The following is a 26645-nucleotide window of genomic DNA, read 5'->3' as shown; positions in this document are numbered from 1 at the left end:
GCCGGTCTACAGAACGGTCACCGTGCCGGTGGTTCCGTCGACCTCGATGTGCGCACCGTCCGGGATGCGTTTGGTGGCGTCGGTCACCGACACGACGCAGGGGATGCCGAGTTCACGGCTGACGATCGCGGCGTGGGAGAAGGGGGCGCCCACGTTGACCACGACGGCGGAGGCGGCGACGAACAGCGGCGTCCACGACGGGTCGGTGATCGGTGCGATCAGGATGTCACCGGGCTCCAGCGCCGACGGGTCGTCGGGATCGGTGATCACCCGAGCCCGGCCGCGGGCGGTGCCGCCGCACGCGGGCACACCGGCGAGGACCTCACCGGTGGTGGCGGCGTCGGCGGTCTCGTCCGAACGCCGGGCCCACTCGGAGACCGGTGTCGGGTCGCCCGCGACGACGAACGGCGGCACCCGGTCGAACAGGTCCAGATAGACCTGCTCACGTTCGGCCAGCACGTCACGGAAGGCGGCGGGGTCGGCCAGGAGACCTTCGAGTTCGTCACCGAAGGCCATGAAGATGCGGCGGGCATCGCCGACGCCGTCGTCGCCGGCCACGCGACGGCCCAGTTCCAATGCGCCGAGGCGTAGTTCGTGCATCAGCATCGCGGCCGTGGTGCGGGCACGTTCCCGGCCCCGCATCCAGAGCGCCGACGCGTTGAGCACGGCCTCGAACTGTCCGGACGCGTCGGCGTCGGCGGCGAGCATCTGCCGGATCGCGGTGGCCGCCTCGTCGCGTTCGGTGGACTTCTGCGCCGACTTGATCGCGGGCGCCTCGGAGTCGACGACCCCGCGCATCCGGTCGATGGTGGCCAGGGCCAGGTCGGGATCGACACCCCAGGTGATCGCGCGGATCTCCCATTCGGCCGGACCCCGGAAATCCCAGTCGGTCAGGAACGAATCAAGCTTGGTCACAAAGGACTTCACCGCGCCGGAGCCGGATGCGGTGAGCTTGCCGTACAGGCCCTTGGTGCCCTCGTCGAACAGGGCCGCCACCTCGGGATCACGCGCGGCGCGGCTCAGGTCCCACATTCCCAGCGACGGTCCGGCGGAGTCGACGTTGCCCAGACCGGCGACCAGCGTCAGCGCCTTCTCCGGCTGCCCGACAGCCTCGGCGAGCTGTGCGATGGCGCCGAGCCCCACCCCGGACTTGAGGCTGGCCTCGATGTGATGCTTGAACAGCCGGCGCAGCAGGGTGTCGAACGAGGTCATCCGGGCGATGAGTTCGGCGTCGGAGAGTGCGGTGAGATCCGGCCGTTCGCGGCGGACCTGCTCGACCTCGGCACGGTCGACGTCGTAGGCCGCGAGATCGGTGGCTCCGAGTACCTGCTCGGCGAGCCAGGCACCGGCCTTCGCCTCGTAGTCGGGATTCTCGTCGAAGTCGCGGCGCTCGCTCTCGTAGCTCGGGATGCCGGGCATGTCTCCGAAGTACTGCAGGTCGACGGCCTCGGCGGTCATCCCGGGAACCCGCACGCCGAACAGGCGCATCAGCGACATGTTGATGTACAGGTAGCTGCCGAAGGCCGGCAGGACGTTGAAGGCGACCTGGTCCTCGTAGAGGTCGTCGTCCCAGACGCCGCAGGCGACGAAGGCATCCCGCCAGCCCGGCTCGAGGTTGTGCTGGAAGCCGATCGAGGCGTTGAGCGGCGTGATCGGGTCCGGGAAGATCTCGCCGACGTTCGCCCGGGAGTAGAGCGGGAACAGCTTGGAGGTCTCATCCATCAGGGGCCAGGTGCTCATCTGATCCTCTTTCGTTGTGGTGCCCGGGACACGGGCCCGTCGGTGGCGGCGCCGAGGAGGTGGCGCGGGGGGCGGCGTCGTGGGGTGGAGGTGGGTGGAACGACTTCCACCCGAATGTCTCTTTAGTGAACGCTCCGTCACATTATGATGTGAGCTGGTTCACGCTGTCAACACTCTATGACAGGAAAAGGTGCAGAAAATTCGCTGATCTTGCGGAGTTGTCGCCTGATGGGCTACACAATTACGTGATAGACAAGTCACTAACTTGCATTCGGGGCCGATGGGAGAAGTCGATGCGCATCCTGGTGACCAACGACGACGGGTACACCGCGAAAGGGCTTGTCGCGGTGGCCGGGGCACTCGTGTCCGCGGGCCACGACGTGTTCGTGGTGGCCCCTATGTCCGAACGCAGCGGCAGCGGCAGCTCGTTGGGCAGCATCGAGAACGGCAAACGCATACCGCTGATCGAGACCCACCTGCCGGATGATCCGGCCGTGCCGGTGTACGCGCTCGACTGCCCGCCCGCGCTGACCGCGGTCGCCGCCTGCGCCGGAACCTTCGGCCCGCGGCCGGACCTGGTGATCAGCGGCGTGAATCCGGGGCACAACACGGGCCGGTCGATACTGTTCTCGTCCACGGTCGGGGCGCTGCTCGCCGCCCGCGTGGCCGGGGTGGGCGGGGCCGCGGTGAGCTGCGGCTTCGAGCCGTCCGGACGCTACGACACCGCCGCGGAAGTGGCTGTGCGGGTGGCCGACTGGATGATCCGCACCGAGAACACGCGGCTGATGCTCAATGTCAACGTGCCCGACGTCGACTTCGCGGAACTGCGTGGGGTCGCGGCGACGAAGCTGGGTGCGCGCAGCATGTTCTCCCTGCGCACCGAGCGCGTGGACGACGGTGTGATCCTGCGGCGGGACGAACGCAGCAGCGGCTTCCGTCAGGGAACCGACAGCGCGGCCGTCGCCGGCGGCTATGTGTCCGTGACGGTGCTCAAGGGCATCACCGGATCCGACGATCATGCCGCACTTGATGATTCGGGTGACTCGCTGATCCGGATCCTGGAACGCGAGGCCTCGTCGGCCACTTAGGTCCAGGTCTCGCGAGCGCGTCCGGAGAACCTGTGGGCCCCGGTGGACCACCCCCGTTCGGAGGGTCTACCGGGGCCCACAGGGGGTGCGGCGCCGGCTATTCCTCGTCGGCCGCCTCCCGTTCGCGCGAGGCGGTCAGCAGCAGGTCCTGGTGCAACTCCATCCAGATGTCGTGGTAGCTGTCGTACATCGGGCGGGCGAATGCGGCATTGTCGCCGCTCCGGACGCGGGCCAGCGCATCATCGAGGCGCGGAACATAGCGGGCCAGGCGGGCGAGCGCGCCATCCGTCGCATCGGCGGACGGGGCGAGAACGTCGATGATCCGCTCGTGGATCACCCCCAGGTCGGCGATGACCCGGCCGTCGTACTTGGTGTCGGAGTGGTCGTTCGGGGTGTCGTCGGTGACCATCTGCCACGACGCGCAGACCCGTTTGAAGTCGGAGTTGACCGGCAGGAACGCACTGTAGATGCCGTCGACGGCCGCGCGGGTGGCGGCATCGAGCGGATTCTGGGTGAACAACTCGTCGTAGGCGGCCTTACCGGCGGCGGTCAGCATGGTGCCGCTCATCCGCGGATTCTCGCGGCGCACCGCGAGCCCGTCCCCGGTGAGGGTGGCGATGGTGGTGGCCAGACCGTCGCCGGACAGGCCGGTCATCGCGGCCAGAAAGGCGTCATTGGCGAGGCCTTTCACCTTCAGGGCGTGCAGGACCTCGAATGTGCCGGTCAGGGTGTCCATGGGGGTTCTCCTTCGTGGTGGTGAGTGGGGGTCGGGAGCGTGGTCACGGCGTGGCCACCGCGGCGCCGAAGCGCTCGATGAGGGTGGGTTTGTTGAGCTTGCCGGTGGGCAGGCGCGGCAGGTCGTCGACGATCTGCACGATGCGCGGCACCTTGTAGCCGGCGATCCTGCTGCGGCAGTGGGTGATCAGCTCGTCGGCGGTGACCTCGTGGCCGGGCGCCGGCTCCACGATCGCCTTCACCGATTCACCGAACTCCGGATCGGGCACACCGATCACCGCCGCGTCGGCGACGGCCGGGTGCTCGGACAGCGCGGCCTCGATCTCCTCGGGGTAGATGTTCACCCCGCCCGAGATGATCATGTAGCCGGCACGGCCGACGAGGTAGAGGAAGCCGTCGTCGTCGAGATGGCCGATGTCGCCCATCTCCTTGTATGCGGCCGTGCTGTCGCCGATGCTCTCGAAGCAGACTGTCCCGTCCTCGCCGGCGGGCAGTTCGACGCCGTCTTTGATGATGTGAAGTCGTGTGTTGCCCAAGGGTTTCCCCACCGATCCGGGGTGTGTGCGGGCGTCGGCGGGGCTGATGTAGGTGTGCCCGTATCCCTCGGAGGCGCCGTAGTACTCGTGCAGGATCGGCCCCCACCAGTCATCGATCGCGGCCTTGAGATGCGGCGGGCACGGTGCCCCGGAGGTGAACGCCGTGCGGTGCAGCGGCGAGAGCTCGATCCGGTCGCGATCGGGCAGCCGTAGCAGCCGGACGAGCATGGTGGGCACCCACTGGGAATGGGTGACGCCGTGGGCGGTGATCGCGGTCATCGCGGCGGCGGCGTCGAACCTGTCCATGCAGACCACCGTGCCACCGGCGGCCAGCGTGATGAGAGTGAATGTGAACGGGGCCGCGTGATAGTTCGGTGCCGGCAGCAGCAGGACGGTGTTCTCGTCGACTCCCAGCTTGGCCGTCAGGTCCGAGTGGCGTACCGGGGCGTCGGCGGGGTGAATCCCGCGCAGCGGCTGGGCGAAGCGTTTGGGCCTGCCGGTGGTGCCGCCGCTGAACAGCACGCGGGCACCGAGCAGTTCACCCTCGACGGGAGTGGCGGGCCAGTCGGTGCGGACACCCGCCCACGGGGTGTACCGGTCACCGGTCGGTGTCGTCGGGTCGGGGCAGAGGAGGTCGGTGCAGAGAAGGTCGGGGGCGCGTTCCGGGGGGCCGTCGGGGCCGTCGGGGCCGCGGAGGTAGGCGTCGACCGCGGCCAGCACGGTGTCCGTCAGCCGGGTACTCGTCACGATCGCGGCGGGCTTCGCCTCATCGAGAAGAACGGCGAGCTCGGGGGCCGTCAGATGCCAGTTGACCGGGGTCACGTACACGCCGCTGCGCATGCCCGCGGCCGTCACCACCGGCCACCAGATGTTGTTCTCCATGACGATGACCACCGAATCGCCGGGCTTGACGCCGGCCTCGCGCCAGTAGTGGGCGAGGCGGTTGGATTCGGCATCGAGTTCGGCGTAGGTGACCTGGCCGGCGCTCGCGCCCGGTCCCGGGTGCGGGGAGTCGGCGCCGCTGGGGGCCAGGATGTAAGCGATCCTGTCGGGGTGGGGTCCGGCGATCGTGGGCGGATACATCGATCTCCTAACTTTGCGAACTATCAATCACATATGCGGAGTCCGGTCAAGGCGTGCCGCAGCGGGATCTGTCTGGTGAAATTGGTGGAGACCAATTTCTCAAATGTGGTTCACAACACACCATAGACTATGGTTTAGTGAATGAACAGTCACAAACCATTCCTGTTCAGGAGCCCGACATGACCGTCGCCAACCGTATCGATTTGATGGATCTCGCACCGTTCACCGCAGGTACCGATGATGTTCTCTTCGCCCACCTGCGTGACGAGGATCCGCTGCATTGGAACGAGGAGCCGGACGGACCCGGATTCTGGTCGGTCACCCGCTACGACGACGTCAAGACCGTCGCCTCCGACTTCGAGGACTTCACGGTCACCGAGGGTACCCAGATCGCCAGCCGCCGGGCCGAGGGCGAGGGAGCGCGCAGCATCCACCACGTCGACCCGCCCGAGCACACCAAACTGCGCGGCGTCGTCATGCCCCACATCAAACCGGTCAAGGTCAACCAACTCGAGGGCGATGTGGTCGCGGTGGTCGACCAGCTTCTCGACGCCGCACTGGAGGCGAGCAAGGCCGGACCGATCGACTTCGTGTCAGCCGTCGCCAACGAACTGCCCCTGGTGATGATCGGCCGGCTGCTCGGCGCACCGCTGGAGGACTGCCCGAATCTGCTGCGCTGGACCAATCAGATGGCCAGCGAGGATCCCGACTACTCCGAAGGTCCGGAGACCGCGGCCCGCGCCCGCGACGAGGTGTTCGACTACTTCCGCGCACTGGAGAACCTGCGCCGCGAATGCCCCAAGGACGATCTGGTGTCGGTGCTCACCGCGGCCGAACTCGACGGTGTGCCGCTCTCGCGCGGCTACCTCGACGCGTACTACCTGATCCTCATGGTCGCCGGTAACGAGACAACCCGGAACCTGTTGTCGGGTGGGGTGAATGTGCTCGCCGAGAACCCGCAGTGGTGGGACTACATGCGTGCCAACCCGGCGAAGATCCGGATCGTGGTGGAGGAAATGGTGCGCTGGACCTCGCCCGTGTTGTGCATGCGCCGCACCGCCACCCGCGACATCGAGATGCACGGTAAGACCATCAAGGCCGGTGACAAGGTGGTCATGTGGTTCTGTTCCGCCAACCGCGACGACCGCAAGTTCGACAATCCGAACGAGTTCATCGGCGACCGTAAGCCCAACCAGCACCTGGGATTCGGCTGGGGAGCCCACGCCTGCCTCGGCGCGCAACTGGCCAAGATGGAGGCCAAGGCCTTCTTCACCCGGGTGATCGAGCGGGGACTGGCCATCACCGTCGCCGAACCTCCGCAGCGCCTGCAGTCCAACTTCTTCCGCGGCATCAAGACCCTGCCGGTGCGGGTCGAGGTGGCCTCGTGACCACATCCCCGACAGCGTCGGTGCTCACCGGCCAGACGGCTCCGGCGGCCTGGATCGGTACCCGCCGGGTGGAGAGCACCATCCGGTTGCCGGTCATCGACCCCTACCGCGAAATCGAGATCGGCACGGTCGGTGTCGCCGACGCCGACCTCGTCGACGCGGCCGTGACCGAGGCCGGGCGGTCGCTCGCGGCCTGGTCGGCCACCGCACCCGCGACGCGCGCCGACATCCTCGACCGCACCGCCGACCTGCTCGAACAGCGAGGTGCCGAGATCGCCGCCACCGTCTCCGCGGAGATGGGTATGCCGATCACCCTGGCGGCGGCGACCCAGCGGGATCTGCCTGTGTCGGTCCTGCGGTCGATGGCGGCGGCAACCCGTGCGTTCGCCTGGTCCGAGAACATCGACGGTGCGGTGCTGCACCGGGTGCCGGCCGGGATCGTCGCCGCGATCACCCCGTGGAACATGCCGGTCCACCAGATCGTCGCCAAGGTGGCGGCAGCGCTGGCCGCCGGCTGCACGGTGGTGCTCAAGCCCGCGGAGGCAACACCTTTCGACGCCGAGCTGATCCGGTCCTGCTTCATCGACGCGGGAGTACCCGCGCAGGGGTTCGCCATCGTCAACGGTGACGGCCCCACCACCGGCGCCGCGCTCAGCGCCCATCCAGGCCTCGCGCATGTCTCGTTCACCGGTTCGGTGCGCGGTGGCCAGGCGGTCGCGCGGGCCGCCGCCGGCGCGCTGACCCGCACCACGCTCGAACTCGGCGGCAAGTCGCCGGCCGTGGTGCTCGCCGATGCCGATCTGGCCACGGTGATTCCCAAGGTGTTCGGGTCGGGCCTGGTCAACTCGGGGCAGGCCTGCAACGCCACCACCCGGCTGATCCTTCCGGCGGCGCACGCCGGCCGTATCGAGGAACTGCTCGTCGCGGCGGCCGGGGCGGCGCGACTGGGTGACCCGGCCGATCCGTCGACCACCCACGGCCCCCTGGCATCCCGGATCCAGACCGATCGGGTGCTCGAACACATCGCCACCGCAAGGGAATCCGGGGCCCGGTTCGTGATCGGCACGGGCGAGACCGAACCCTCGCGCGGCTCCGACTGTTTCATCGCCCCGATCGTTCTGGCCGACCTGCCGCCCGATGCCGCCGCGGTGCGTGAGGAGATCTTCGGCCCCGTGCTGGTGATCCAGTACTACGACGACGAGGCACAGGCGATCACGCTGGCCAACGACTGCCAGTACGGACTGTCGGCCGAAGTGTGGTCCGGCAGCACCGATCATGCCCGCGCCGTGGCCGGGGAACTGGAGGTCGGTCAGGTGAAGGTGAACGGGGTGCGGACCCGCATGCGCCCGGCGGTGCCGTTCGGCGGGCTGAAACGTTCGGGCTACGGACGTGAACTCGGGGCCGTGGGCCTGGCCGAGTTCACCGAGATCAAGGCGGTGATGTCATGACAGGAACAAGGACGATCGTGGTGACGGGAGCCGCGTCGGGAATCGGTCGCGCCCTCGTGGACCAGATCCTCGACGCAGACCCGGACACGACGGTGATCGCGGTCGACAGGTCCGAGTGCACCGACCCACGGGTCACCGCCCTACGATGCGATCTCGCCGACCAGGACTCGATCGCACGACTCGCGCTGCCCGACCGGATCGACGCTCTGGCGAACGTCGCCGGGGTGCCGGGTACCGCGCCGGCCGCGACCGTGCTGGCGGTGAACACCCTCGGTCTGCAGACGCTGACCTACCGCGTCCTGGACCGGATGGACACCGGTGCCGTCATCGTGAACGTGGCCTCTGTTGCCGCGCAACGCAACACCACGCCCGCCGACCAGGTGGCCCGGTTGCTGTCGGTGCACACCGCCGACGATATCGCCACCTGGCTGACCGACAATCCGATCGACGGATCGGCCGCCTATTACACCTCCAAACGGGTACTCGTCGACTGGACGGTGGTGCTGTCGGCGGCGCTACAACCGCGCGGTATCCGGGCCGTGTCGGTGAGCCCCGGGCCGATCGAGACCCCGATCCTCACCGACTTCGAGGCATCGATGGGAGTGGACAACATCGCCCGCTCCGCGGCGGTGGTCGGCCGGCACGGAACCGCCGCCGAACCGGCCGCGGCAGTGCGCTTTCTCCTTTCCCCGGCGGCATCGTGGATCAACGGGATCGACGTGCCCGTCGAAGGCGGGTTACTCGCGGCCCGCGTGGCCGCCCGATCACGGGCTTTCGCGCCGGTGGCCGCGCGGCTGACCGCCGGCGGCCCCCGGCAACACGACACCGACATCGCGGGCGACCGCCCCCAGGACGCCGCGAACACCTCAGCGGAAGGACTCCTCTCATGACGACAGCGGTAGTGGCCCTGGACGGAACGGCCCCCGGCGACCGGGAACTTCTCGGCGGCAAGGCATTCAGCGTCAACAGCATGCGCTCGCTGGGAATGCCGGTGCCGCCGGCGTTCGCGATCACCACCCCGGTCTGCCGGCGGTTCCACGAGGCCGGCGGCAAGCTGCCCGAGGACGTGTGGGAACAGGTTCTGCACGCTCTCTCCGACCTGGAGTCGCAGACCGGCAAGACCTTCGGTTCGGGCCCGAACCCACTGCTGGTCTCCGTGAGATCCGGTGCTGCCCAGAGCATGCCGGGCATGATGGACACCGTCCTGAACCTCGGTCTGACCCCGGCCATCGTCGACGAGCTGGCGGTGAGCACCGGCGATCGGGCGTGGGCCGACGATACCTGGGCGCGTTTTTGCTCCGGATACCGCGACATCGTCCTCGGCGACCCGGCCGGGACGGTGCCCGACGACCCGCATGCGCAACTGCGCGAAGCCATCGCGGCCGTCTTCCGGTCGTGGACCAATGAGCGCGTCACCGCCTACCGGCGTCGGCACAATCTCGGCGAGGGCGGCGGCACCGCGGTCACCGTGCAGGCCATGGTGTTCGGAAACAGGGATGAGAACTCCGGTACCGGAGTACTTTTCAGTCGCGACCCGGCCACCGGTGAGCCCGTGCTGTTCGGTGAGTGGCTGGCCCACGCGCAGGGCGAGGATGTGGTGTCGGGGGAGCGGACCCCGGAGAATCTCGACCAATTCGCCGCACACAGCCCGCAGTTGTACACCGAGCTCGAACACATCGCCGGTACCCTGGAAACGACGTTGCGCGACCTCGCCGACATCGAGTTCACCGTCGAAAGCGGACGGCTGTACATGTTGCAGTGCCGGGCGGGCAAGCGGTCGGCCCGCGCCGCGGCCCGTATCGCGGTCGACATGGTCCGTTCGGGCATGATCACCGAGGCCGAGGCGCTGGGGCGGATCAGCGAGGACCACGCGAAGGCGCTGGCCGGCGACGGCACCGTGGAATCGGGTGCGGAAGTGCTCGCCACGGGCACCGGCGCCGGACCGGGAGTGGCCACGGGTGTGGTCCACACCGATACCGAGGAAGCCTGTGCCGCGGCGGCCGAGGGCGTGGCCGTGGTGCTCGTGCGGCCGTCCACCTCGCCGGTCGACGTTCCGGCGATGTTCGAGTCGGTCGCGGTGGTGACCGAGGTCGGCGGCACCACCTCGCACGCCGCTCTGGTGTGCCGGGAGATCGGGGTGCCGTGCGTCGTCGGATGCGGTGAGGGACTCACCGGACGGCTGGCCGGGCAGACGGTCACCGTCGACGGCGCCACCGGCACCGTGTACCTCGGGGAGGTGGAATCGGACAATGCCGCCCCCGATGAGTACCTTGAGGAACTACTGTCCTATCTCGACCGTGCGGATATCGGTGACCATCCGCTGCGGACACACATCACCGGAGAGAAAGTAACCGAAGGGGTGCAATGAGCGGCGACGACGCAGCCGACGGTATCGACGCGGTCTACTCGGCGGCCGGCCTGCTCGACACCGCGGCTGCGTCGTCCAAGCGGTCCAATAAGCGTGGCGAGCAGACCCGGGACAAGTTGATCCGGGCCGCCGTCGAATGCTTCACCGAGTACGGCTACACCAAGACCCGCGTCTCGGATATCACCCACCACGCCAACACCGCCCAGGGCAACTTCTACCGGCACTTCACCAGCCTCGACGACATCTTCCTGGCGGCGCTCAAACCGTCGCTGGAGGAGTTGGCGCAGTCCCGGCTGCGGCCCGACCGTACGCACGGCGAGCTGGAGTCGCTGATCGAGGTCAATACCACCTACCTGCAGACGTACGCGCGCAACCGGCACATGCTGAGGTTGCTGCGTGAGGCCGCGGCGGCCAGCGAGAACAAGGGCTTCTCGGTGCTGTGGCTCAATCTGCGCGCCGAGTTCGTCAGACGCACAGAACACTGGCTGCGCCGGCTCGACGCCGAGGATCGCCTCGAATCCACCGACCTGGTGCTGCTCGCCGAAACCCTGGGGTGTGCCACCGAACAGATGGCCTACGTGCATGTCGGGCTCGCCGACAGCACCCCGCGCCGGGAACGGATCGAGGAACTGGGCCGCGCGCTCGGCGAACTCTGGTACCGGGCAACACCATTCCGGGTTCGCGGCGAATCAGGCTGAGCCGATGTGGCTCACGGGGTGACGATGGTGCGGACCAGACCGCTGGCCGGGACGCCCTCGGCGAGGACCTCGGGCAACTCGTCGAGGGAGACCATGGTCGGTTTCGGTGGGTGAAAAGCACCACGGGACAAGCGGTTCAGCACCACATCGAGGGTGCGCGCCAGATGCTGGGTGTTCGTGGTGATCCAGGTGGCCCACTCGACTCCGATCACCGCGCGGTTGCTGAGCAGGATGAAGTTGCTGGCGAGCGAGGCGATCGAGCCGCCGGCGAACCCGACCACCAGCATCCGGCCGTTCGGCGCCAGGGACCGCAGGACCCCGTTGGCCTGGTCACCGCTGACCGGGTCCATCGCCAGATCCACCCCGCGCGGGAAGTGCTCGCGCATGTAGGCGCGGATGTCGGGATGTTCCTTGCGGTCGATGATGTGCTGCGGCCTGACGCGGTGATCGTCCCAGATGGTGGTGTCGCTGGTGTGGGCGATGACCTCGGCGTCGAGATGCAGGGCGATCTCGACGGCGGCCGCACCCACCGCACCACCGGCGCCGAGGATCAGCACCGTCTCACCCGGAGCCAGACCACCACGTTCCTCCAGCGCGTAGCTGGCGGTGCCGTAGGCCTCGATCGCCGCGGCCGCGATCTCGTCGGGCACGTTGGCCGGTGTCGGTACCACCGCCCAGGCGGGCACCACGACATGCGTGGACCAGGCCCCGTACGAGCTCTTGAGAAGGACCACGCTGGTACCCGGCTGCAGATGCTCGACACCGGGACCGGTGCTGAGGACCTCACCGGCGGCGACCACGCCGGGGGTGAACGGCAGCGGGGGCCGCACCTGATACTCGCCGCGGACGATGAGCCGGTCGACGAACGCGACATTGGCGGCGGTCATCCGGACCAGCACCTCACCGGCGCCGGGTACCGGGTCGGGGTGTTCCTCGATGGCGATGGCATCGAGGTCGCCGAATCCGCGGCAGACGAAACTTCTCATTGTGGTGACCCTTTCCGGTGGCGTGAGCAGGTGGACCCGGCGACGTCGCGCGCCAGGTGAACGGCCGCCGCGACCACGACTTCCGCTTCGCGCAGCCGCTGGGCGGGATGCAGCCAGCGAAGCTGCCGCACCGGGTGGGCCCGGCGCGGCAGGTCCGGATGGTCGTCGTCGCAGAGCTCGCCGTCGGCCAGGACGTGCGCGAGTGCCCGGCCGAGCCGCCCGAGGGCGTCGGTACCCGCGTGCAAAACCTGGTCCATGCTCACAAAACCGTGGATCTGGCCCGGATAGTGCAGATGCAGGACCGGCACGCCCGCCTCACGCAGGCGCGTTCCGTAGCGCAGCCCCTCGTCGCGGAGGGGGTCGAAACCGGCTGTGATCAGGATCGTCGGGGGCAGACCGGTCAGGTCGCCTGCGCTCAACGCCGACCCGGCCGGATCGTGCAGATCTGAGACGGTCGAGATCTGCGACTTGATCCAGGTGATCCACCGATGATCGAGCAGGCCGGGCATCGCCTCGTGCGCAGACGGCAACGAGCCGGTCAGGTCTGTGGCCGGATACACGAGAACCTGCGCGGCAAGGCCGATTCCGTTGCGGGCGCAGTGCTGCGCGGCAAGGGCGGCCAGGCCGCCCCCGGCCGAATCGCCGCCGACCGCCAGCCGCGCCGGGTCGACTCCCAGCTCGCGACCGTGTGCGGCGAGCCAGGTGAGCGCGGCCAGGCAGTCCTCGCGCCCGGCGTCGAGGGGGTGCTCAGGGGCGAGCCGGTAGCTGACGGCGACGACGGTGGCACCGCTCGCCGCTGCCAGGGCCCGGCAGGTGGCACCGGCCGTGTACAGGTCGCCGGCGACGAACCCGCCGCCGTGAAACCACACCAGTGCAGGAGCCCCCGCACCGTCTGTCCCGGTGGTGTCCGGGCGGACCGGGGAGTAGATCCGCAGGCGGATCGTCCGATCGCCGCTGTCGATGACGTGGTCGGTGGCCGAGGCGACGCGGGGACGTGAGGCGAATGCTTTCACGGCCAACCGCCAGTTCCGGCGGACTGCGGCCACCGGTGTCGACTCATCGGGCGGTGACACCACCGACAACTGCAGCAGGAGTCTGCGCACCTCAGCGTCGGGCCGTGCCCGGCGCGGGACCGGTACCGGCGACGCACCCGGGTGGCTCTCGTGCGCACCCTGTTGGTCACCGTCGAGTTCATCGGAGTCGCAGAGCAGTCCGCTCATGACTGTGCCAGCTTGGCCGGTGCCGGAAGCTCTGCGGCCGCAGGGGTTTTCCCGGGTTCGGCCGGCACGCTGAGGTCGGCGGCCTGTGAGGGTGTGAGGGTTTCCCGGGCGACGATTCCCGCTGCGTCCCGGAGTTCGGCGTAGGAGGCGTAAAGGTCGTCGGCGAACTCCCACACATCGTCGACGATGTCCGGGTCGGAGACCGGACCGAGCACCAGCCGGCCGCGGTAGCTCAGGGTGCAGAGGAACAGGGCGTTGTTCGTCCACTGCACCCCGAACGGATACCAGTGCAGCAGTTCGTGTTTGCCCAGGAACAGGGGTTCTTTGGGGCCGGGCACGTTGGTCGAGGTGATGTGCATGGGGAAGTAGTCCTTGGGCCACGACTTCCACATCAGCCGCGCCATCGGTGTGGGCAGCCACTTCATCGCCGAGATGGACTCGTAGATCGCATCGGCCTGTCCACGCCGTTTGAGCTCGGCCATCTCGAAGTGTTGTGCGTGCATGCGGGCTCCGGCGTTCGTCTCACCGACGTGCAGCGGCACCACCACCATCGAGATCAGGTTGCCCATCGCCCCGGACTGGCTCTTGCGGCGCACGCTGACCGGGCACATGGCATGCAGCAGCCGGCCCTCGGGATCGTAGCCGTGGCGGCGCATGTAGCGGCCGAGCCCGCCGCTCAGTATCGCGAGCACGAGGTCGTTGACGGTGCCGCCGAGTGCGGTGCGGACCGCCTTCACCTCGTCGGCGGGCAGATCGACCCAGGAGAAGTCCCGCTTGGCGTGGATCTGGGCGTTGAACGGGGTGGGCGACAACGGGTTCAGCATCAGCGGCGCGAGGTCGACGCCGGCCCGCGCCACCTTCTTGACGCGGTCGATCGTGTCGGTGATCCCGCCTGGCCGGACCAGGTCGATGCTCTCGCGGACGGCGTCGAGCCCGAGGTCGAGGTTGTCGGCGGCGATATCGCGGAGCCGGTCCAGCGGGCCCGGTATCGGGCGCGGTTGCCACTGCTGCCGAGGCGGTGCCGGTGGTGGTGCGTCGGGGGTGGTGTCGTGGAGCACCTCGATCAGTTCGACACTCGATACCCCGTCTACCATCGAATGGTGCAGTTTCAGGAACACCACGGTGGTGTCCTCGGCGTAGCCGTGGAGCACCGTCAGGTGCCACATCGGGCGATGCCGGTCGATGAGCTGACAGTACAGACGCCCGCAGGTCGCCGACAGGATCCGGTAACCGGGCCCGTCGAGTTGCATCTCGGCCACATGGTTGCGGACGTCGAAGGCGTCATCGTCCTCCCAGGTGGGGTTGGCGATGCCGAATGGGGCGGCGACGATCTTCTGCCGGTACCGGGGCAGCAGGTGGATGCGGGCTTCGATCATCTCGATCATGTCCGCCGCGGTGACATGGCCGGAGTAGACCATGCATTCGGCCACGTGCATCGGCTGTTCGGGGCGTTCCCAGTTCAGGAAGACGGTGTCGTGGGCGGAGAGTCGGGTGGACAGTTCAGGCACAGGATGCTCCTGATCGTGGGGACGTGGATCGGCGGGTCAGAGCTGCGAGTGTTCCTCGCGATAGCGTTGCTGCAGCACCCGTTTGAGAACCTTGCCGGTGGGGAGCCGGGGGAGTTCGTCGAGGAAGTCCAGCCGGCGTGGGCATTTGAACGACGACAGGCTGTCGGTGAGGTAGGTGAGCAGTCGCTGTTCGGTCTCCGGGCCGGCCTCGACGCCCTCCCGCAACTGGACCGCACCGTGGACGACCTGACCGAGTTCGTCGTGGGGAATCCCGAATACGGCGGCATCGGCGACATCCGGATGCCCGAGCAGGTGTGATTCGGCCTCCTGCGGATAGATGTTGGCGCCGCCGCACAGGATCAGATCCGATCGCCGGTCGGCCAGATACAGGTAGCCGTCCTCGTCGAGGTGGCCCAGATCTCCGACGGTGGTCCAGCCCTCGGCATTTCGGGCCTCGGCAGTCTTGTCCGGGTCGCCGAGGTACTCGAACCACAGGCCGCCCTCGGACCAGATGGTCCCGATCTGGCCGACGGGCAGTTCCTTGCCGTCGTCGTCAAGGATGTGCGGGGTGCCCGACAGCGGCGCGCCGACCGAACCGGGATGGCTCAGCCACTCCTCGGTGCCCAACTCGGTGAACAGGTAATTCTCGGTGGCGGAATAGAATTCGCGGACGATCGGCCCGAACCAGTCGATCACCTCGCGTTTGGCTTCGGCCGGCATCGGTGCGGCAGCGTGGACGACGCAGCGCAGCGAGGACACGTCGTACGAATGCCGTTCTTCCTCAGGAAGTTTCAGCATCCTGATGAGCATGGTGGGGACCATCTGGGTTTCGGTGACCCGGTAGCGCTGGATCAGCTCGAGGGCCGCGGCGGCATCGAAGCGGTCCATCACGATGACCGTGCCGCCGTAGCGGTGCACCGTCATGCAGACCCGTAGTGGTGCAGCGTGATACAGCGGAGCCGGTGACAGGTAGATGCTGTCGTGCTCCAGTCCCCACTTCTCGTGGAACAGTGTGGCGAACCCGGGGCCGGTGCCCAGTGGTGCCAGCGGCAGCGTGGCGACGATCCCTTTCGGGCGTCCGGTGGTGCCCGACGAATACAGCAGGTCGACGCCTTCACGCTCGTCGGGATTGGGCGCGCTGCCCGCGGACGCTTCGAACAGCGACTCGAAACCGTCGACGTCCGGCCCGGTGGTGAACCGTTCCGCCACACCGTCGGTCAGGGCCAGTGCCTCGCGGGCGAGGTCGAGAAGACTCGGGCCGACGATCAATGCGTCGGCTTCGCAGTTGCCCAGGATGTAGGCGACATCCGCGGCGCCGAGCCGGGTCGCGATGGCCACGTAGCGCAGTCCCGCGCGCTGTAGACCCCACGCGACCTTGAAGTAGGCCGCTTCGTTCGACATCAGGATCGCCACGGTGTCGCCGTGACGCAGACCGCGTCCGTGGAGCAGTCCGGAGATCGCCCGTGATGCCTCGACCATCTCCCCGTACGAGACGGCCTCTCCCGAGGCCATGATGTACGCCGGCCGGTCGGGTTCTTGCTCGGCGTAGGTGTCGGGGAACAGCAGTCGCTCCTCGTCGGTATCCGCGTGCGGCCGGTGTTCGGCCACAGTCGTATCTGCCATGGCAGACTTCTCCCTTCCGGTGGGTACGGTCGGTTCGTGTGGCCCTCGTCGCCGGTGGACGACCGGGTTGCGCACACCGGCCCGGGGGCAGCCGGTGCTCCGTGAGATCTGCGCTGCCTATCAGGCGGTGAGGAAGATGGATTTGGTGTTCTGGTAGGCGGCAAGCCCTTCAGGGCCCAGCTCGCGGCCGATGCCGCTGTCCTTGACCCCGCCGAACGGTGAACCCCAGTCGAGATTGAAGGTGTTGACCCCGAACGAGCCGGTCTCGACCTGGCGTGCGACATCCAGGCCCCGTTCGGTGTCGGTGGTCCAGACCGTGCCGCCGAGGCCATACGAGGAGTCGTTGGCGATGGCGATGGCATCGGCTGTGGAGTCGTACGGGATGAGCGAGAGCACCGGGCCGAAGATCTCCTCCCGCGCGATCGCGGTGTCGTTGTCGACATCGGCGAAAACCGTGGGTGCGACGAAGAATCCGCGATCGAGGCCCTCCGGGGCGCCGCCACCGGTGGTCAGGGTCGCACCGTCGGCGCGGCCACGGTCGATGTACGACAGCACCCGGGCGCGTTGCTGAGCGCTCACCAGCGGTCCGATGAACGTGGACTCGTCGAGCGGATCACCGACCGGGAGACCGGCGGCCATCGCCGTGATGGCGTCGACATAAGGCGAGTACTGCGAGCGCGGGACCAGGATTCGCGTCGACATGTAACACGTCTGCCCGGTATTCAGCAGTGACGCGGTGGCCAGTCCCTCGACGGTCTGGGCGATATCGGCGTCATCGAGGATCAGTGCCGCCGACTTGCCGCCCAACTCGAGGGTGACCGGCCGCAACAGCTCGCCGCACACCTTGCCGATCTGGCGTCCGGCGCGCGTGGAACCGGTGAACGCCACCTTGTCGATGCCGGGGTGCGATACGAGGTACTGGCCGACGTCAGCGCCTCCGGTGACTATGTTGAGCAATCCCTGGGGAAGCCCGGACTCGATGGCCGCCTCGGCGAGAATGTAGGAGTCCAAGGTGGTTTCGGGCGACGGCTTGAGCACCACGGCGCATCCGGAGGCGAGTGCCGGGGCGATCTTGAACATGGACAGGATCGCCGGGAAGTTCCACGGCGAGATCGCCGCAACCACGCCGACCGGTTCCCGGCGCACCACCGTGGTGCCGGGGATCGGCCGGCTCGCCCGGCGTTCCTCGACCGGCTGCGCCTCGACGAGATCGGCGTAGTAACGCAGGAGCTGAACCGGGGCCGCACCCTCGGCGAACCGGGCGAGGGAGATCGGCATGCCGTTCTCGGTGGTGACGCAGCGCGCCCGGTCTTCGGTGCGGGCTTCCAGTGCGTCGGCGAATCGGCGCAGCATGCCCGCCTGGTCGGCGGGGGTTCCCGCCCGGCCTGCGCGGAATGCCCGGCGGGCGGCGGTGACGGCCGTATCGATGTCGGCGATCGTCGAACTCGGGATGGAGCCGATCTCGGCCTCGGTGAGCGGCGATATGACGGGAATCGACTCGGTTGCCGACGACGTGTGCCAGCCACCGCCGATGAACAGGGATGTCTGCGGAGCGATGGTGGTCACGGGATCTCCTCGCTGAGATGGGCGGAGAGCGGGTCTCCGCAGGGATGTGTCCATCGTCACAACCTTGTCGCCGGATTTCTTGACATCTCGCGACAGAGTTTTTACATTTCGCCTCCATGGCTGATCTGATCAGGGGCGCCGCGCTGACCCAACTGCCGGAATTGATCACCGAACTCGGTGGCGATCCCGACACCCTCCTGGCCCGGGCGGGGATTCCGGCGGCGGCGGTGGGTGCCCACGACAAGTTCGTGCCCTTCAGTGCCCAGTCACTGGTCCTGGGAACCGCCGCGGCCGAACTCGGTGTACCCGACTTCGGGCTGCGGCTCGCGGCACGGCAGGACCCCGACATCCTCGGTTCGCTGGCCATCGCGGCGCGCAACGCCGGGACCGTCGGCGAGGCAATCGATGCCATCACCCGGTTCGCCCACATCTACAGCCCCGCGATCGCCTCCGAACTGGTCCACGACGGGCACGGTCAGGTGGCATACGTGTTTCATACGGTGCTGCGGCGCCTGCCGTTCCGCGATCACTCGGTGGAGAAGGCGCTGGGGGTGACCCTGATGACCTTCCGGATGATCATCGGCCCGGGTTTCCGTCCGTCGCTGGTCACCTTCACGCATCCGTCGATCTCCGAATACGCGGTGTACCGCGACTATTTCGGCTGTTCGGTGGAGTTCGGTGCCGATCGCGATGCCCTGCTCTTTCCCGAAGAACTGTTGCGCCGAAAAAGATTCGACACCGATCCGCTGGTCCGTGACCTGGCGGTGCATTTCATGGAAACCGTTGACCGGCACGACACCCTCACCGATGTGATCTCCGAGATCGTGGCACGGTCCCTGGCCGCGGGGGCGGCGACACTGGAGGAGATCGCGGCGCCGCTGATGCTGCATCCGCGGGCTGTGCAACGCCGATTGGCAGATGAGGGAACAACATTCGAGGACATCGTCGATGAGATCCGCAAGGACATGGCGCTGCAATTGCTGGCCAATCCGGGTGTGTCCCTCGGCACGCTCGCCCGCCAGCTCGGCTACTCCGAGCAGAGTTCGCTCACCCGCAGCTGTCGGCGCTGGTTCGGGATGCCGCCGATGGCCAAACGCCGGGAGCTTCGGCAGAATCCTCCCGCGCCGCAGTGAGCGGCGGGACACGTGCCCCGTGAAAAAGGCTTGCCGTGGGCAGGGCGGTGGGGCTACAGTTCGGCGTCGGTATCCGAGTGGTTCTTGAGTGAGGAGGTGGGTCTATGAGCGCCGTCTTTTGTGCTGCCATGCGCAGCGCAGCAGTAGTTCTCATTCCCACGAACTCAAGGACTCACCTTGTCGTCACCTCACTCTGACAACTCTTCCATTCTCGGCTCTTCCTCCCTCGACTCTTCCTCCCTCGGGCCGCTCGGTCCGATCGGCTGGGATGCGATCCTCGACGAGCAGTTCACCGCGCACGCGGCCGCCGGCCTGATGCCGGGCCGGGTGTCTCGGGTGGACCGGGGCCGCTGCGATGTGCACACCACCGTCGGGGTGCTGCACGCGACTGTCCCGGCCAACGTGCTCGATCTGCCCGAATCCGGTGTCGTCACCGGGGATTGGGTGGCGATCGAGTTCGGTGCCACGGCCACCGTCCGGGCGGTCCTGCCCAGGCGTACCGCGCTGTATCGGGCCTCGGCCGACCGCACCTCCCGCAGGCAGGCGCTCGTCGCGAACGTCGACACCGTGATCGTGGCGGCCGCGCTCACCGGCGCGCTGCGGCCGTCGAAGATCGAACGGTATCTCGCGCTGGCCTGGGACGGCGGCACCACGCCTGTCGTCGTGCTCACCAAGAGCGACATCGCCGACGGTCACCCCGAATCCGCTGTCGCCGACCTGGCGGCCGCGATGCCCGGCGCGGATGTGCTCGCCGTCAGCGCGTACACCGGTGACGGCCTCGACGAGCTGCGTGAGCGGCTCGGCGGCAGCACCGTCATCCTCGGCCCGTCCGGGGTGGGTAAATCGACCCTGGTCAACGCGCTGGTCGGGGAGCAGCGGATGGACACCGGTGCCGTCCGGGCCGGCGATGACAAGGGCCGGCACACCACTGTCACCCGGGAACTGATCCCGATCGACGGTGGCGGCGTGCTCATCGACACCCCGGGCCTGCGCGGCATCGGCCTGCACGACGCCGACGACGGTATCGGCCAGGTGTACGCCGACATCGAAGCGCTCGCCGCGCAGTGCCGGTTCGATGACTGCGAGCACCATTCCGAGCCGGGATGCGCTGTGCAGGAGGCGATCGCGAACGGTACCGTCGATGCGGGCCGGCTCGGCCGGTACGAGAAGATGCTGCGCGAGAGCCGGTGGGCCGCAGCCCGCGGCAACGCGCGCGAAGAGCGCAGGCAGCGTGAGACGTGGAAGGCGATCACCCGGCAGCAGCGGGGCGCCTACCGTTTCCGGGAGAACAACGGGTTGCGCTGACCGTCGCCCGCGACCCGCTGTTCGCCGGGGCGGCACCCACACCGGTGTGCCGCCCCGGCGACAGGCGGAACACTCAGCGGGCGGCGGCGGCGATCTCGGTGAGCACGGACTTGACACCGAGCGGGCCGGAACCGCTCGTCCACGGCACACCGTCGACGGGAAACACCTTGCCCGACGTGTTGGCGCCGAGCGTGCCGAAGCCGGGGAGTTTGCGGGCGGCCGACAGTTCCTCGGCCGCCTTGTCCTTACCTGCGAGCACACCGAAGAACAGGTAGTCGGCGTCGATCACATCGAGGTACTCGAGGCTGACCTTGTCGCCGGAACGGCCCTGCGAGTTGATCTTCTCCTGCGCTGCCGGACGGGTGAAGCCGACCTGCCTGAGGACCCACCCGGGCAGCGAGTTGGCGCCGATGACGGTCGGACCGTCGGCGGCCCAGCGCACGATGCTCGCGGTGGGGGCCCGGCCGTTCACCTGTTTGGCCGCGACCTGCTGCTTGACCTTGCCGATCTCGGTGGTGATCTCGCCGGTCACCGTGGCGTACTGCTCGGGCTTGCCGAGGACGTCGGCGACGGCCTTGAAGTACTTCTCCCAGCCGTCGGCGTACTTGGCGATCAACAGGGTCGGGGCGATCTTGCTCAGCTCATCGAGCGAATTACGGGATGCGGTGGTGTCGTCGACCAGGATCAGATCGGGACGGGTCTTGAGGATCTGCTGCAGATTCGGGCCGCGCGGGGTACCCACGATCGGGATACCGGCGGCCTCGGCGCCCAGATAGGCCGGGGCCTTGGTCTGGCCGCGCGCGCTGGTCGTGCCCACGGGGGTCACGCCGAGCGCCAGCGCGGCGTCGAGTGCGCCCTCGGCGAGGGTGACGATCTTGCCGGGTTGCTGCGGGATGTCGACGGCCACACCGCGGGCATCGGTGTACTCGCGGGACGGACCCGAAGCGCCGGCCCCGGAACTGTCGCCGCCGCACGCGGTGACCGCCGCCGACATCAGCAGGGCCGCGGCGATAAGGGAGAGGAGGCGGAGAAGTCGGGTGTTCATGTCGGAGATCCTGTGTCGGTGTCGTCGGGCAGGTCTGGGCCGCCGGTGGCGGCGAGGTCGTCGAGAAGCATGGCGGCCCACCAGCAGTCGTCGTGGCCACCGGAATAGGTGCGGAAGCTGACCGGGAATCCGGCCTCGCCGGCGGTGTCCACCGCGTCGGCCACATTGGGCGCGAGTTCGCCCTCGAAATCACCGACCGCCACATGCAGCTGCGGCAATGAGTCCGGGCCGGCGGTGCGGAGCTGGTCGTGAATCCACTCCTGGCGGCCGCTGACCTCGACGGGCCGGGCGTCGAGTCCCGGACGGAACCACACCGACGGCGAGTAGGCGAGAACCCGGTCGGCCACCCCGGGATGCCAGGCGCCGAAGGTGAGTGCGGCCAGACCGCCGAGGCTCTGCCCGGCGACGACGGTGGCCGCGGGTGCGGCCGGCAACAACCGGTGGACCTCCTCGAGTACGGCGCTGGTCAGGGCGGCCAGCATCTCGCGGTTGCCGCCGAGGAACCGCAACCGGTCACCGCTGTCGGCGGGGGAGTAGACGCCGAGGACGGCGTACCGTTCGGCGAGCCTGCCCTGCCGGTGGTGCTGCTCGAGCACGTGCGCGAGTTGGTATCTGTCAGACCATTTCTCGGCGTCAAAGGTGATCAGGAGATTGATCGGGGTGGGGTCGGTGGTGTCGGGGATGCTCAGCCGGTACCGGATCGGTGCGCCGGCCTCCACCGCCACCTCACCGGTGGTGTCGGTGACGGTGGCCTCGTGCGGGCCGATCCAGTGGTCGAGCGCCGGTGCGGCAGCACCCTGGGCGACAGAACCGAAAGGGGACTTACTGCGCACCAGGGGATTCCGGGTGTCGAAGTGGGCGTGCGCGACGACGGCGCGCGAGTAGGCGACCTTACCGTCGGTGACGCCGGGGCCGTCCGCGGCGAACGGATAGATGCGGTATCCGGCCATGGTGTCACGGGGCACCGAGATCTCGGCGAACCAGATCTCGGTGCCGCGGATCCGGCTCATCAATCCGGCGTCCGCGTGCTCCTTGTCGGTGAGCCGGTTGACCCAGACATACACTCCGGCAATCTCTTTGCCGTCCCGTAGCGCTTGGGTCCGGTCCGGCCACCAGGTGAACAGCATCCGCTGCCGATCCGGGTCGTCCGGATCGTCGGTGACCAGCGGGGTGCCGTGCGCATCGATCAGCGCGGTCAGCTCGTGGTGATCGGCGTCGTCGGCGTCGATGATGCGCCGGCGCAGGTCATCCGGGGATATCGACTCAGGCATCGGTATCACCACCGGAGACGGCGTTGACCTCCGCCGCGATGCGGCCGAGTGCGGCGGGCCGGATCATCCCGGGATGTGCTGTGGCGAAGTCGATCTTCCGGAACTCACCGCCGAGATGAGTGCGCCATGCGTCGGGATCGAGGAAGTCCTGTGCGTTCTCGGTGGCACGGAACAGGATCGCGTCCCCGTCGAATGTCGACGTGGTGTGTGAGCGCATGAGGTCCGCGAAGTGCGCCACCACCCGGGCAATGGCCCGGACGCGGTCCGCCGACAGCCCGCCGAACGCGGTGTTGGCCTTGCGCAGGGCGCCGAGCAGTGCGTCGTCGGAGGCGAGATCCACCTCGTCGATACCCGCCATGATGAGGAACGCGCGGCGCACCTCTTCCGGCGAGGGCGGTGGCTGTGCTGCCCACAGTTCACTCGGATAGGCGTCCATGAGGGCCAGCAGGCTGACCTCGCGGCCCCGGCCGGCCGCGAGCGCCGCCATCTCGTGGGCGATGACACCGCCCACCGACCACCCCAGCAGCCGGATCGGTCCTTGTGGTGCAACCTCTTCCACCGCATCGAGATAGGTTTCGGCCACCACTCGCAGACTTTCGGGCAGCGGTCCACCGTCGAGACCGTCGGCCTGCAGCGCGTATACGCCCGCATCACGGTCGAGCATCGACAGCAACCCCGAATAACACCAGCCGAGTCCGCCCGCCGGGTGCACACAGAAGACCGGGTCACCGCTACCCGCCGGGCGCAGCGTCAGGAGGCGGCCGAACGGATCGACCGTCGACTCCCCACTGAGCCGCTGCGCCAGCGCGGTGACCGACGGTGCGGCGAACACATCGGAGACCGCCACATCCTGATTGAGAACCTCGCCCACCCGGGAGGCCAGTCGCGTCGCCGACAGCGAGTTGCCGCCGAGGTCGAAAAAGCTGTCGGTCACCGACACGGTGCCGCGTCCGAGGACCTCGGCGAACACGGTGGCCAGCGTCATCTCCAACGGTGTTGCCGGGCTGGTGATCTCGCCGGCGCCGAAGGTCGGCTCGGGCAGCTTCTTGCGGTCGAGTTTGCCGTTGCTGGTCATCGGGATCGCGTCGATCACCTCGACGGCGTCGGGCAGCATATACGACGGCAGTCGGTGCGAGAGCCGGGTGCGGACCTCGAAGGTGTCGACGGACTGTCCGGCTTCGGCGACGATGTAGCCGAGCAGCAGCGCCGACGGCCCCCGGCCGCGCACGATCACCACCGCATGCGCGACGCCCGGCAGATCCGACAGCGCCGTGGCAACCTCGCCGAGTTCGATGCGCCGGCCGCGGATCTTGACCTGGTCGTCGACGCGGCCGATGTACTCGATCACCCCGTCCGGCCGTCTGCGCGCCAGATCGCCTGTGGCGTACATGCGTTCGCCCGGCCGGAACGGGTTGGCCACGAACCGGGTGGCGGTGAGGGGACTGCGGCACAGGTAGCCGCGGGCGAGCTGCACACCCGAGAGGTACAGCTCGCCGATGTACCCGAGCGGCAATGGCCGTAACGCGTCATCGAGCACGTATACGGCGCTGTTGTCTACCGGCAGGCCGATGGGCACCGAGGCCTGGTCCCAGTCGTCGCCCGGATACCACCAGGTGATGTCGACGGCCGCCTCGGTGGGGCCGTACAGGTTGTAGACGATGTTCTCGCCGGTGCCGACGCTGCGGGGAAAGACGCGGCCGGCCTGCATCAGCACCTCGGCGGGCAGTGCCTCGCCGGAGCACACCACCAGCCGCAGCGACGATGTGTCGCGTGCGGTGGGCTCGGTGAGGAACGCGGCCAGCGCCGACGGCACGAAATGGCACACCGTGACACCGTGGTCGACGATCTCGCGGGCGATGCGGGCGCTGTCGCGTTCGGCGCCCGCCGGGGCCACCACCAGCCGCGCCCCGGTGAGCAACGGCCAGAAGAACTCCCACACCGACACGTCGAACGAGTACGGCGTCTTCTGCAGCACCCGGTCGTCAGGGGTCATCGCGAACACCGCGTCCATCCAGCGCAGCCGGTTGACGATGCTGCGGTGCTCGATGATGGTGCCCTTGGGGGTGCCGGTGGAGCCGGAGGTGAAGATCATGTACGCCGAATCGGCGGGCGCGGGTGCCCGCAGCGGCGTGCTGCCGGCGTGTCCGTAGGAGGTGACGGTGAGCGCGAGATCCTCCCACGCCCAACGTGACACGCCCTGAACATCGTCCGCCGTGTCCGGCAGGGTCAGTTCAGCGACCGGCCGGGCGTCGCCCCGGATCGAGGCGATGCGTTCGTCGGGCAGTTCGGGGTCGATGGGCAGATAGGTGGCCCCGGCCTTGATGGTGGCGTGGATGGCCACTGCCATCTCCGGTGCCCGTGGCATCCGCAGTGCCACCACCTTGTTCGGCCCGGCACCGAGCCGTACCAGGGTCTCGGCGAGATCGGTGACGGCGGTGTGGAATTCGCCGTAGGTCAGGGTCCGGTAACCCCATTCGAGCGCGGTCCTTCCCTGGTGGGTGACCGCCGCCGCGTCGAGCAGTTCGGTGAGGGTGGCGTCGTCGTAATCGACCGCGGTGTCGTTGAACCGCCCGATCTGCGCGTCGACATCGGCGGGCGAGGAAACCGCCACCGCGCCCAGCGGGGTGGACGGGTCCGAGTTCACCAGCCCTGCGACCACGGCGAGGACCCGGTCGGCGTGACGCTCGGTGTCGGCGGCGCCGTAGCGCAGCGGATTGGTCTCGACCTCCAGCACCAGACCACCGTCCTGCTGTGGCGACACGGTGAACGTGATGTCGTCGACCGGCCCCATGGCGATGTTGGTGATGGTGCCGGTGGCCGCGCCGAACGTGAGCACCGGGGTGAAGAACTTGACGTTGACGACGGGGCCGAAGATGACGGCGTCGGTGCCCACGGCGTCGAGGTCGCGGCGCAATCGTTCGGCGCGATATCCGGCGTGCGGCCGCACCGCGCGGATCTCCGCGCCCACCGCGTCGAGAAGCCCGCCCACCGTCTCGGTGGGCCGGACCGCGATCCGCAGGGGCAGGATGTTCACCGCCGGTTCTATGGTGGGCGGTGCGCCCAGACGCCGGTTCGCCCACGGCATCCCGATGACCGCCTCGGTGCAGGCCGACAGTGACGCGGTGTACAGCGACACGGCCCCGATGACGGCCTCCGCCCAGCCATGGGTACCGGGCCGGGCCCGTGCGGGCAGCCGCCGGCAGACCCGCCGGGCATGATCGACGGCCACCGTCGGCGGTGCGTCGACGAGACTCTGCGGCCGCGTGTCACTCGCGCAGTAGTCGCGCCAGAAGTCCGCGTCGGCGGCTGCGGTGGCACCGGAATCCGGCGCACCGGTGGCCGGGGTGGCGAACGGGGCGCCGGGGAGTGGATCTCCGGCGATCGCGGCCGTGTAGGACGCCGCCACCCAGCGCAGCAGAGCGGCGAAAGAGTAGCCGTCGGCGCACAGGTGATGGATCCGTTGCACCCACACATGGTGCGAACCCGACAGCCGGATCAGGAGCTGCGCGCTGAGCCGGTCTCCGGCGATCGTGTCCGGCGAGGAATGGACCCCAGACGTGAACTCGGCCGACATGAATCCGGCGATCTCGTGGTCGCATTGCTTGGCCGGGTCCGTCGCGGCCGCGACGTCGACGAACCGCACCGGATGGTCGCGGGTCACCGGTTGCCGTCGCGGGCCTTCCGGACCCGTGACATAGTCCGCGTTGAGTGCCGGTACCGCCGCGAGACAGCGGGTGAGCACATCGCCGAACGTGCCGGCGTCGAGATCGCCACGGATATCGACGCGCTCGGCGCACTGATAGACCGGCGAACCGGGGACCTGCTGCTGCCCGAACCACAGCGCGGTCTGGGTATCGGTCAGAAGGTGCGAAACGGGCAGCGAGGGGTCGGGTGCAGGCGTCAT

The 26645-nt window shown here is 68.5% G+C and carries 19 protein-coding genes; 8 read left to right on the top strand and 11 right to left on the bottom strand.

Features of this window, described 5'->3' with window-relative positions:
* Nucleotides 1-6: 6 nt before the first annotated feature.
* Nucleotides 7-1740, bottom strand: coding sequence for a PEP-utilizing enzyme (locus GOAMR_RS08805; RefSeq protein ID WP_005185812.1), 1734 nt, complete (start codon nucleotides 1738-1740; stop codon nucleotides 7-9).
* A 293-nt stretch (nucleotides 1741-2033) separates the two neighbouring features.
* Here GOAMR_RS08805 and surE point away from each other — a divergent pair, with 293 nt between their 5' ends.
* Nucleotides 2034-2828 carry a 5'/3'-nucleotidase SurE gene (surE, locus tag GOAMR_RS08800; protein WP_005185809.1) on the top strand — a complete coding sequence of 265 codons (795 nt, stop codon included), beginning with the start codon at nucleotides 2034-2036 and terminating at the stop codon, nucleotides 2826-2828.
* A 97-nt stretch (nucleotides 2829-2925) separates the two neighbouring features.
* On the opposite strand, the gene GOAMR_RS08795 is transcribed toward surE, so the two are convergent.
* The gene (locus GOAMR_RS08795; RefSeq protein WP_005185796.1) at nucleotides 2926-3564 is read right to left on the bottom strand and encodes a hypothetical protein; all 639 of its coding nucleotides are present in this window, start codon (nucleotides 3562-3564) and stop codon (nucleotides 2926-2928) included.
* A 43-nt stretch (nucleotides 3565-3607) separates the two neighbouring features.
* Nucleotides 3608-5182, bottom strand: coding sequence for an AMP-binding protein (locus tag GOAMR_RS08790; protein WP_005185793.1), 1575 nt, complete (start codon nucleotides 5180-5182; stop codon nucleotides 3608-3610).
* Nucleotides 5183-5361: 179 nt separating this feature from the next.
* Between GOAMR_RS08790 and GOAMR_RS08785 the strand changes: the two genes are divergently transcribed.
* The 5 genes from GOAMR_RS08785 to GOAMR_RS08765 are packed head-to-tail and all read left to right on the top strand — an operon-like array spanning nucleotide 5362 to nucleotide 11084.
* Nucleotides 5362-6570, top strand: a complete 1209-nt coding sequence (locus tag GOAMR_RS08785) for a cytochrome P450 (protein WP_005185789.1) — start codon at nucleotides 5362-5364, stop codon at nucleotides 6568-6570.
* Entirely contained in the window at nucleotides 6567-8018 is a 1452-nt protein-coding gene (locus GOAMR_RS08780; protein ID WP_005185771.1) for an aldehyde dehydrogenase family protein, read from the top strand. Before GOAMR_RS08785 ends, GOAMR_RS08780 begins: the two co-directional genes overlap by 4 nt.
* On the top strand, nucleotides 8015-8908 hold the full coding sequence (locus GOAMR_RS08775) for an SDR family oxidoreductase (protein WP_083836898.1): 894 nt from the start codon (nucleotides 8015-8017) through the stop codon (nucleotides 8906-8908). The genes GOAMR_RS08780 and GOAMR_RS08775 overlap by 4 nt, the downstream gene beginning before the upstream one ends.
* Nucleotides 8905-10386, top strand: a complete 1482-nt coding sequence (locus GOAMR_RS08770) for a pyruvate, phosphate dikinase (protein ID WP_005185765.1) — start codon at nucleotides 8905-8907, stop codon at nucleotides 10384-10386. Before GOAMR_RS08775 ends, GOAMR_RS08770 begins: the two co-directional genes overlap by 4 nt.
* Nucleotides 10383-11084, top strand: a complete 702-nt coding sequence (locus tag GOAMR_RS08765) for a TetR/AcrR family transcriptional regulator (RefSeq protein ID WP_005185762.1) — start codon at nucleotides 10383-10385, stop codon at nucleotides 11082-11084. Before GOAMR_RS08770 ends, GOAMR_RS08765 begins: the two co-directional genes overlap by 4 nt.
* 11 nt (nucleotides 11085-11095) lie before the next feature.
* Here the strand turns inward: GOAMR_RS08765 and GOAMR_RS08760 are convergent, their stop codons facing one another.
* The 5 genes from GOAMR_RS08760 to GOAMR_RS08740 form a co-directional block, all read right to left on the bottom strand.
* Complete coding sequence (locus tag GOAMR_RS08760) at nucleotides 11096-12070, bottom strand: alcohol dehydrogenase catalytic domain-containing protein (RefSeq protein WP_005185761.1); 975 nt, start codon at nucleotides 12068-12070, stop codon at nucleotides 11096-11098.
* On the bottom strand, nucleotides 12067-13290 hold the full coding sequence (locus GOAMR_RS23585) for an alpha/beta hydrolase (protein ID WP_005185760.1): 1224 nt from the start codon (nucleotides 13288-13290) through the stop codon (nucleotides 12067-12069). Before GOAMR_RS23585 ends, GOAMR_RS08760 begins: the two co-directional genes overlap by 4 nt.
* Complete coding sequence (locus GOAMR_RS08750) at nucleotides 13287-14798, bottom strand: wax ester/triacylglycerol synthase family O-acyltransferase (RefSeq protein WP_005185759.1); 1512 nt, start codon at nucleotides 14796-14798, stop codon at nucleotides 13287-13289. The genes GOAMR_RS23585 and GOAMR_RS08750 overlap by 4 nt, the downstream gene beginning before the upstream one ends.
* A 36-nt stretch (nucleotides 14799-14834) precedes the next feature.
* On the bottom strand, nucleotides 14835-16421 hold the full coding sequence (locus GOAMR_RS08745) for an AMP-binding protein (RefSeq protein WP_005185758.1): 1587 nt from the start codon (nucleotides 16419-16421) through the stop codon (nucleotides 14835-14837).
* A gap of 120 nt (nucleotides 16422-16541) precedes the next feature.
* The gene (locus GOAMR_RS08740; RefSeq protein WP_005185757.1) at nucleotides 16542-17987 is read right to left on the bottom strand and encodes an aldehyde dehydrogenase; all 1446 of its coding nucleotides are present in this window, start codon (nucleotides 17985-17987) and stop codon (nucleotides 16542-16544) included.
* Nucleotides 17988-18103: 116 nt separating this feature from the next.
* Here GOAMR_RS08740 and GOAMR_RS08735 point away from each other — a divergent pair, with 116 nt between their 5' ends.
* Together GOAMR_RS08735 and rsgA are read left to right on the top strand one after the other, a co-directional pair.
* Nucleotides 18104-19120 carry an AraC family transcriptional regulator gene (locus GOAMR_RS08735; RefSeq protein WP_005185756.1) on the top strand — a complete coding sequence of 339 codons (1017 nt, stop codon included), beginning with the start codon at nucleotides 18104-18106 and terminating at the stop codon, nucleotides 19118-19120.
* A gap of 177 nt (nucleotides 19121-19297) precedes the next feature.
* A complete protein-coding gene (gene rsgA / locus GOAMR_RS08730) occupies nucleotides 19298-20425 on the top strand; it encodes a ribosome small subunit-dependent GTPase A (RefSeq protein ID WP_005185755.1) in 1128 nt (375 codons plus the stop codon).
* Between the two features lie 73 nt (nucleotides 20426-20498).
* Here the strand turns inward: rsgA and GOAMR_RS08725 are convergent, their stop codons facing one another.
* The 3 genes from GOAMR_RS08725 to GOAMR_RS08715 are packed head-to-tail and all read right to left on the bottom strand — an operon-like array spanning nucleotide 20499 to nucleotide 26645.
* Nucleotides 20499-21470 carry an ABC transporter substrate-binding protein gene (locus GOAMR_RS08725; RefSeq protein ID WP_005185753.1) on the bottom strand — a complete coding sequence of 324 codons (972 nt, stop codon included), beginning with the start codon at nucleotides 21468-21470 and terminating at the stop codon, nucleotides 20499-20501.
* Nucleotides 21467-22741: an alpha/beta hydrolase gene (locus tag GOAMR_RS08720; RefSeq protein WP_005185752.1), complete on the bottom strand. Its 1275-nt coding sequence runs from the start codon at nucleotides 22739-22741 to the stop codon at nucleotides 21467-21469. The genes GOAMR_RS08725 and GOAMR_RS08720 overlap by 4 nt, the downstream gene beginning before the upstream one ends.
* Complete coding sequence (locus tag GOAMR_RS08715) at nucleotides 22734-26645, bottom strand: non-ribosomal peptide synthetase (protein ID WP_005185751.1); 3912 nt, start codon at nucleotides 26643-26645, stop codon at nucleotides 22734-22736. The genes GOAMR_RS08720 and GOAMR_RS08715 overlap by 8 nt, the downstream gene beginning before the upstream one ends.

The sequence above is a fragment of the Gordonia amarae NBRC 15530 genome, assembly GCF_000241345.1.
Taxonomy (GTDB): Bacteria; Actinomycetota; Actinomycetes; order Mycobacteriales; family Mycobacteriaceae; genus Gordonia; species Gordonia amarae.
Note: the sequence above shows the minus strand (reverse complement) of the source record. Positions and strands in the feature narration are given on the sequence as shown.

Excerpts from the sequence above, each read along its gene's own strand:
- GOAMR_RS08805 (WP_005185812.1), bottom strand. The coding sequence starts at position 1,740 with ATGAGCACCTGGCCCCTGATGGATGAGACCTCCAAGCTGTTCCCGCTC.
- surE (WP_005185809.1), top strand. The coding sequence starts at position 2,034 with ATGCGCATCCTGGTGACCAACGACGACGGGTACACCGCGAAAGGGCTT.
- GOAMR_RS08795 (WP_005185796.1), bottom strand. The coding sequence starts at position 3,564 with ATGGACACCCTGACCGGCACATTCGAGGTCCTGCACGCCCTGAAGGTG.
- GOAMR_RS08790 (WP_005185793.1), bottom strand. The coding sequence starts at position 5,182 with ATGTATCCGCCCACGATCGCCGGACCCCACCCCGACAGGATCGCTTAC.
- GOAMR_RS08785 (WP_005185789.1), top strand. The coding sequence starts at position 5,362 with ATGACCGTCGCCAACCGTATCGATTTGATGGATCTCGCACCGTTCACC.
- GOAMR_RS08775 (WP_083836898.1), top strand. The coding sequence starts at position 8,015 with ATGACAGGAACAAGGACGATCGTGGTGACGGGAGCCGCGTCGGGAATC.
- GOAMR_RS08770 (WP_005185765.1), top strand. The coding sequence starts at position 8,905 with ATGACGACAGCGGTAGTGGCCCTGGACGGAACGGCCCCCGGCGACCGG.
- GOAMR_RS08765 (WP_005185762.1), top strand. The coding sequence starts at position 10,383 with ATGAGCGGCGACGACGCAGCCGACGGTATCGACGCGGTCTACTCGGCG.
- GOAMR_RS08760 (WP_005185761.1), bottom strand. The coding sequence starts at position 12,070 with ATGAGAAGTTTCGTCTGCCGCGGATTCGGCGACCTCGATGCCATCGCC.
- GOAMR_RS23585 (WP_005185760.1), bottom strand. The coding sequence starts at position 13,290 with ATGAGCGGACTGCTCTGCGACTCCGATGAACTCGACGGTGACCAACAG.
- GOAMR_RS08745 (WP_005185758.1), bottom strand. The coding sequence starts at position 16,421 with ATGGCAGATACGACTGTGGCCGAACACCGGCCGCACGCGGATACCGAC.
- GOAMR_RS08735 (WP_005185756.1), top strand. The coding sequence starts at position 18,104 with ATGGCTGATCTGATCAGGGGCGCCGCGCTGACCCAACTGCCGGAATTG.
- GOAMR_RS08725 (WP_005185753.1), bottom strand. The coding sequence starts at position 21,470 with ATGAACACCCGACTTCTCCGCCTCCTCTCCCTTATCGCCGCGGCCCTG.
- GOAMR_RS08720 (WP_005185752.1), bottom strand. The coding sequence starts at position 22,741 with ATGCCTGAGTCGATATCCCCGGATGACCTGCGCCGGCGCATCATCGAC.
- GOAMR_RS08715 (WP_005185751.1), bottom strand. The coding sequence starts at position 26,645 with ATGACGCCTGCACCCGACCCCTCGCTGCCCGTTTCGCACCTTCTGACC.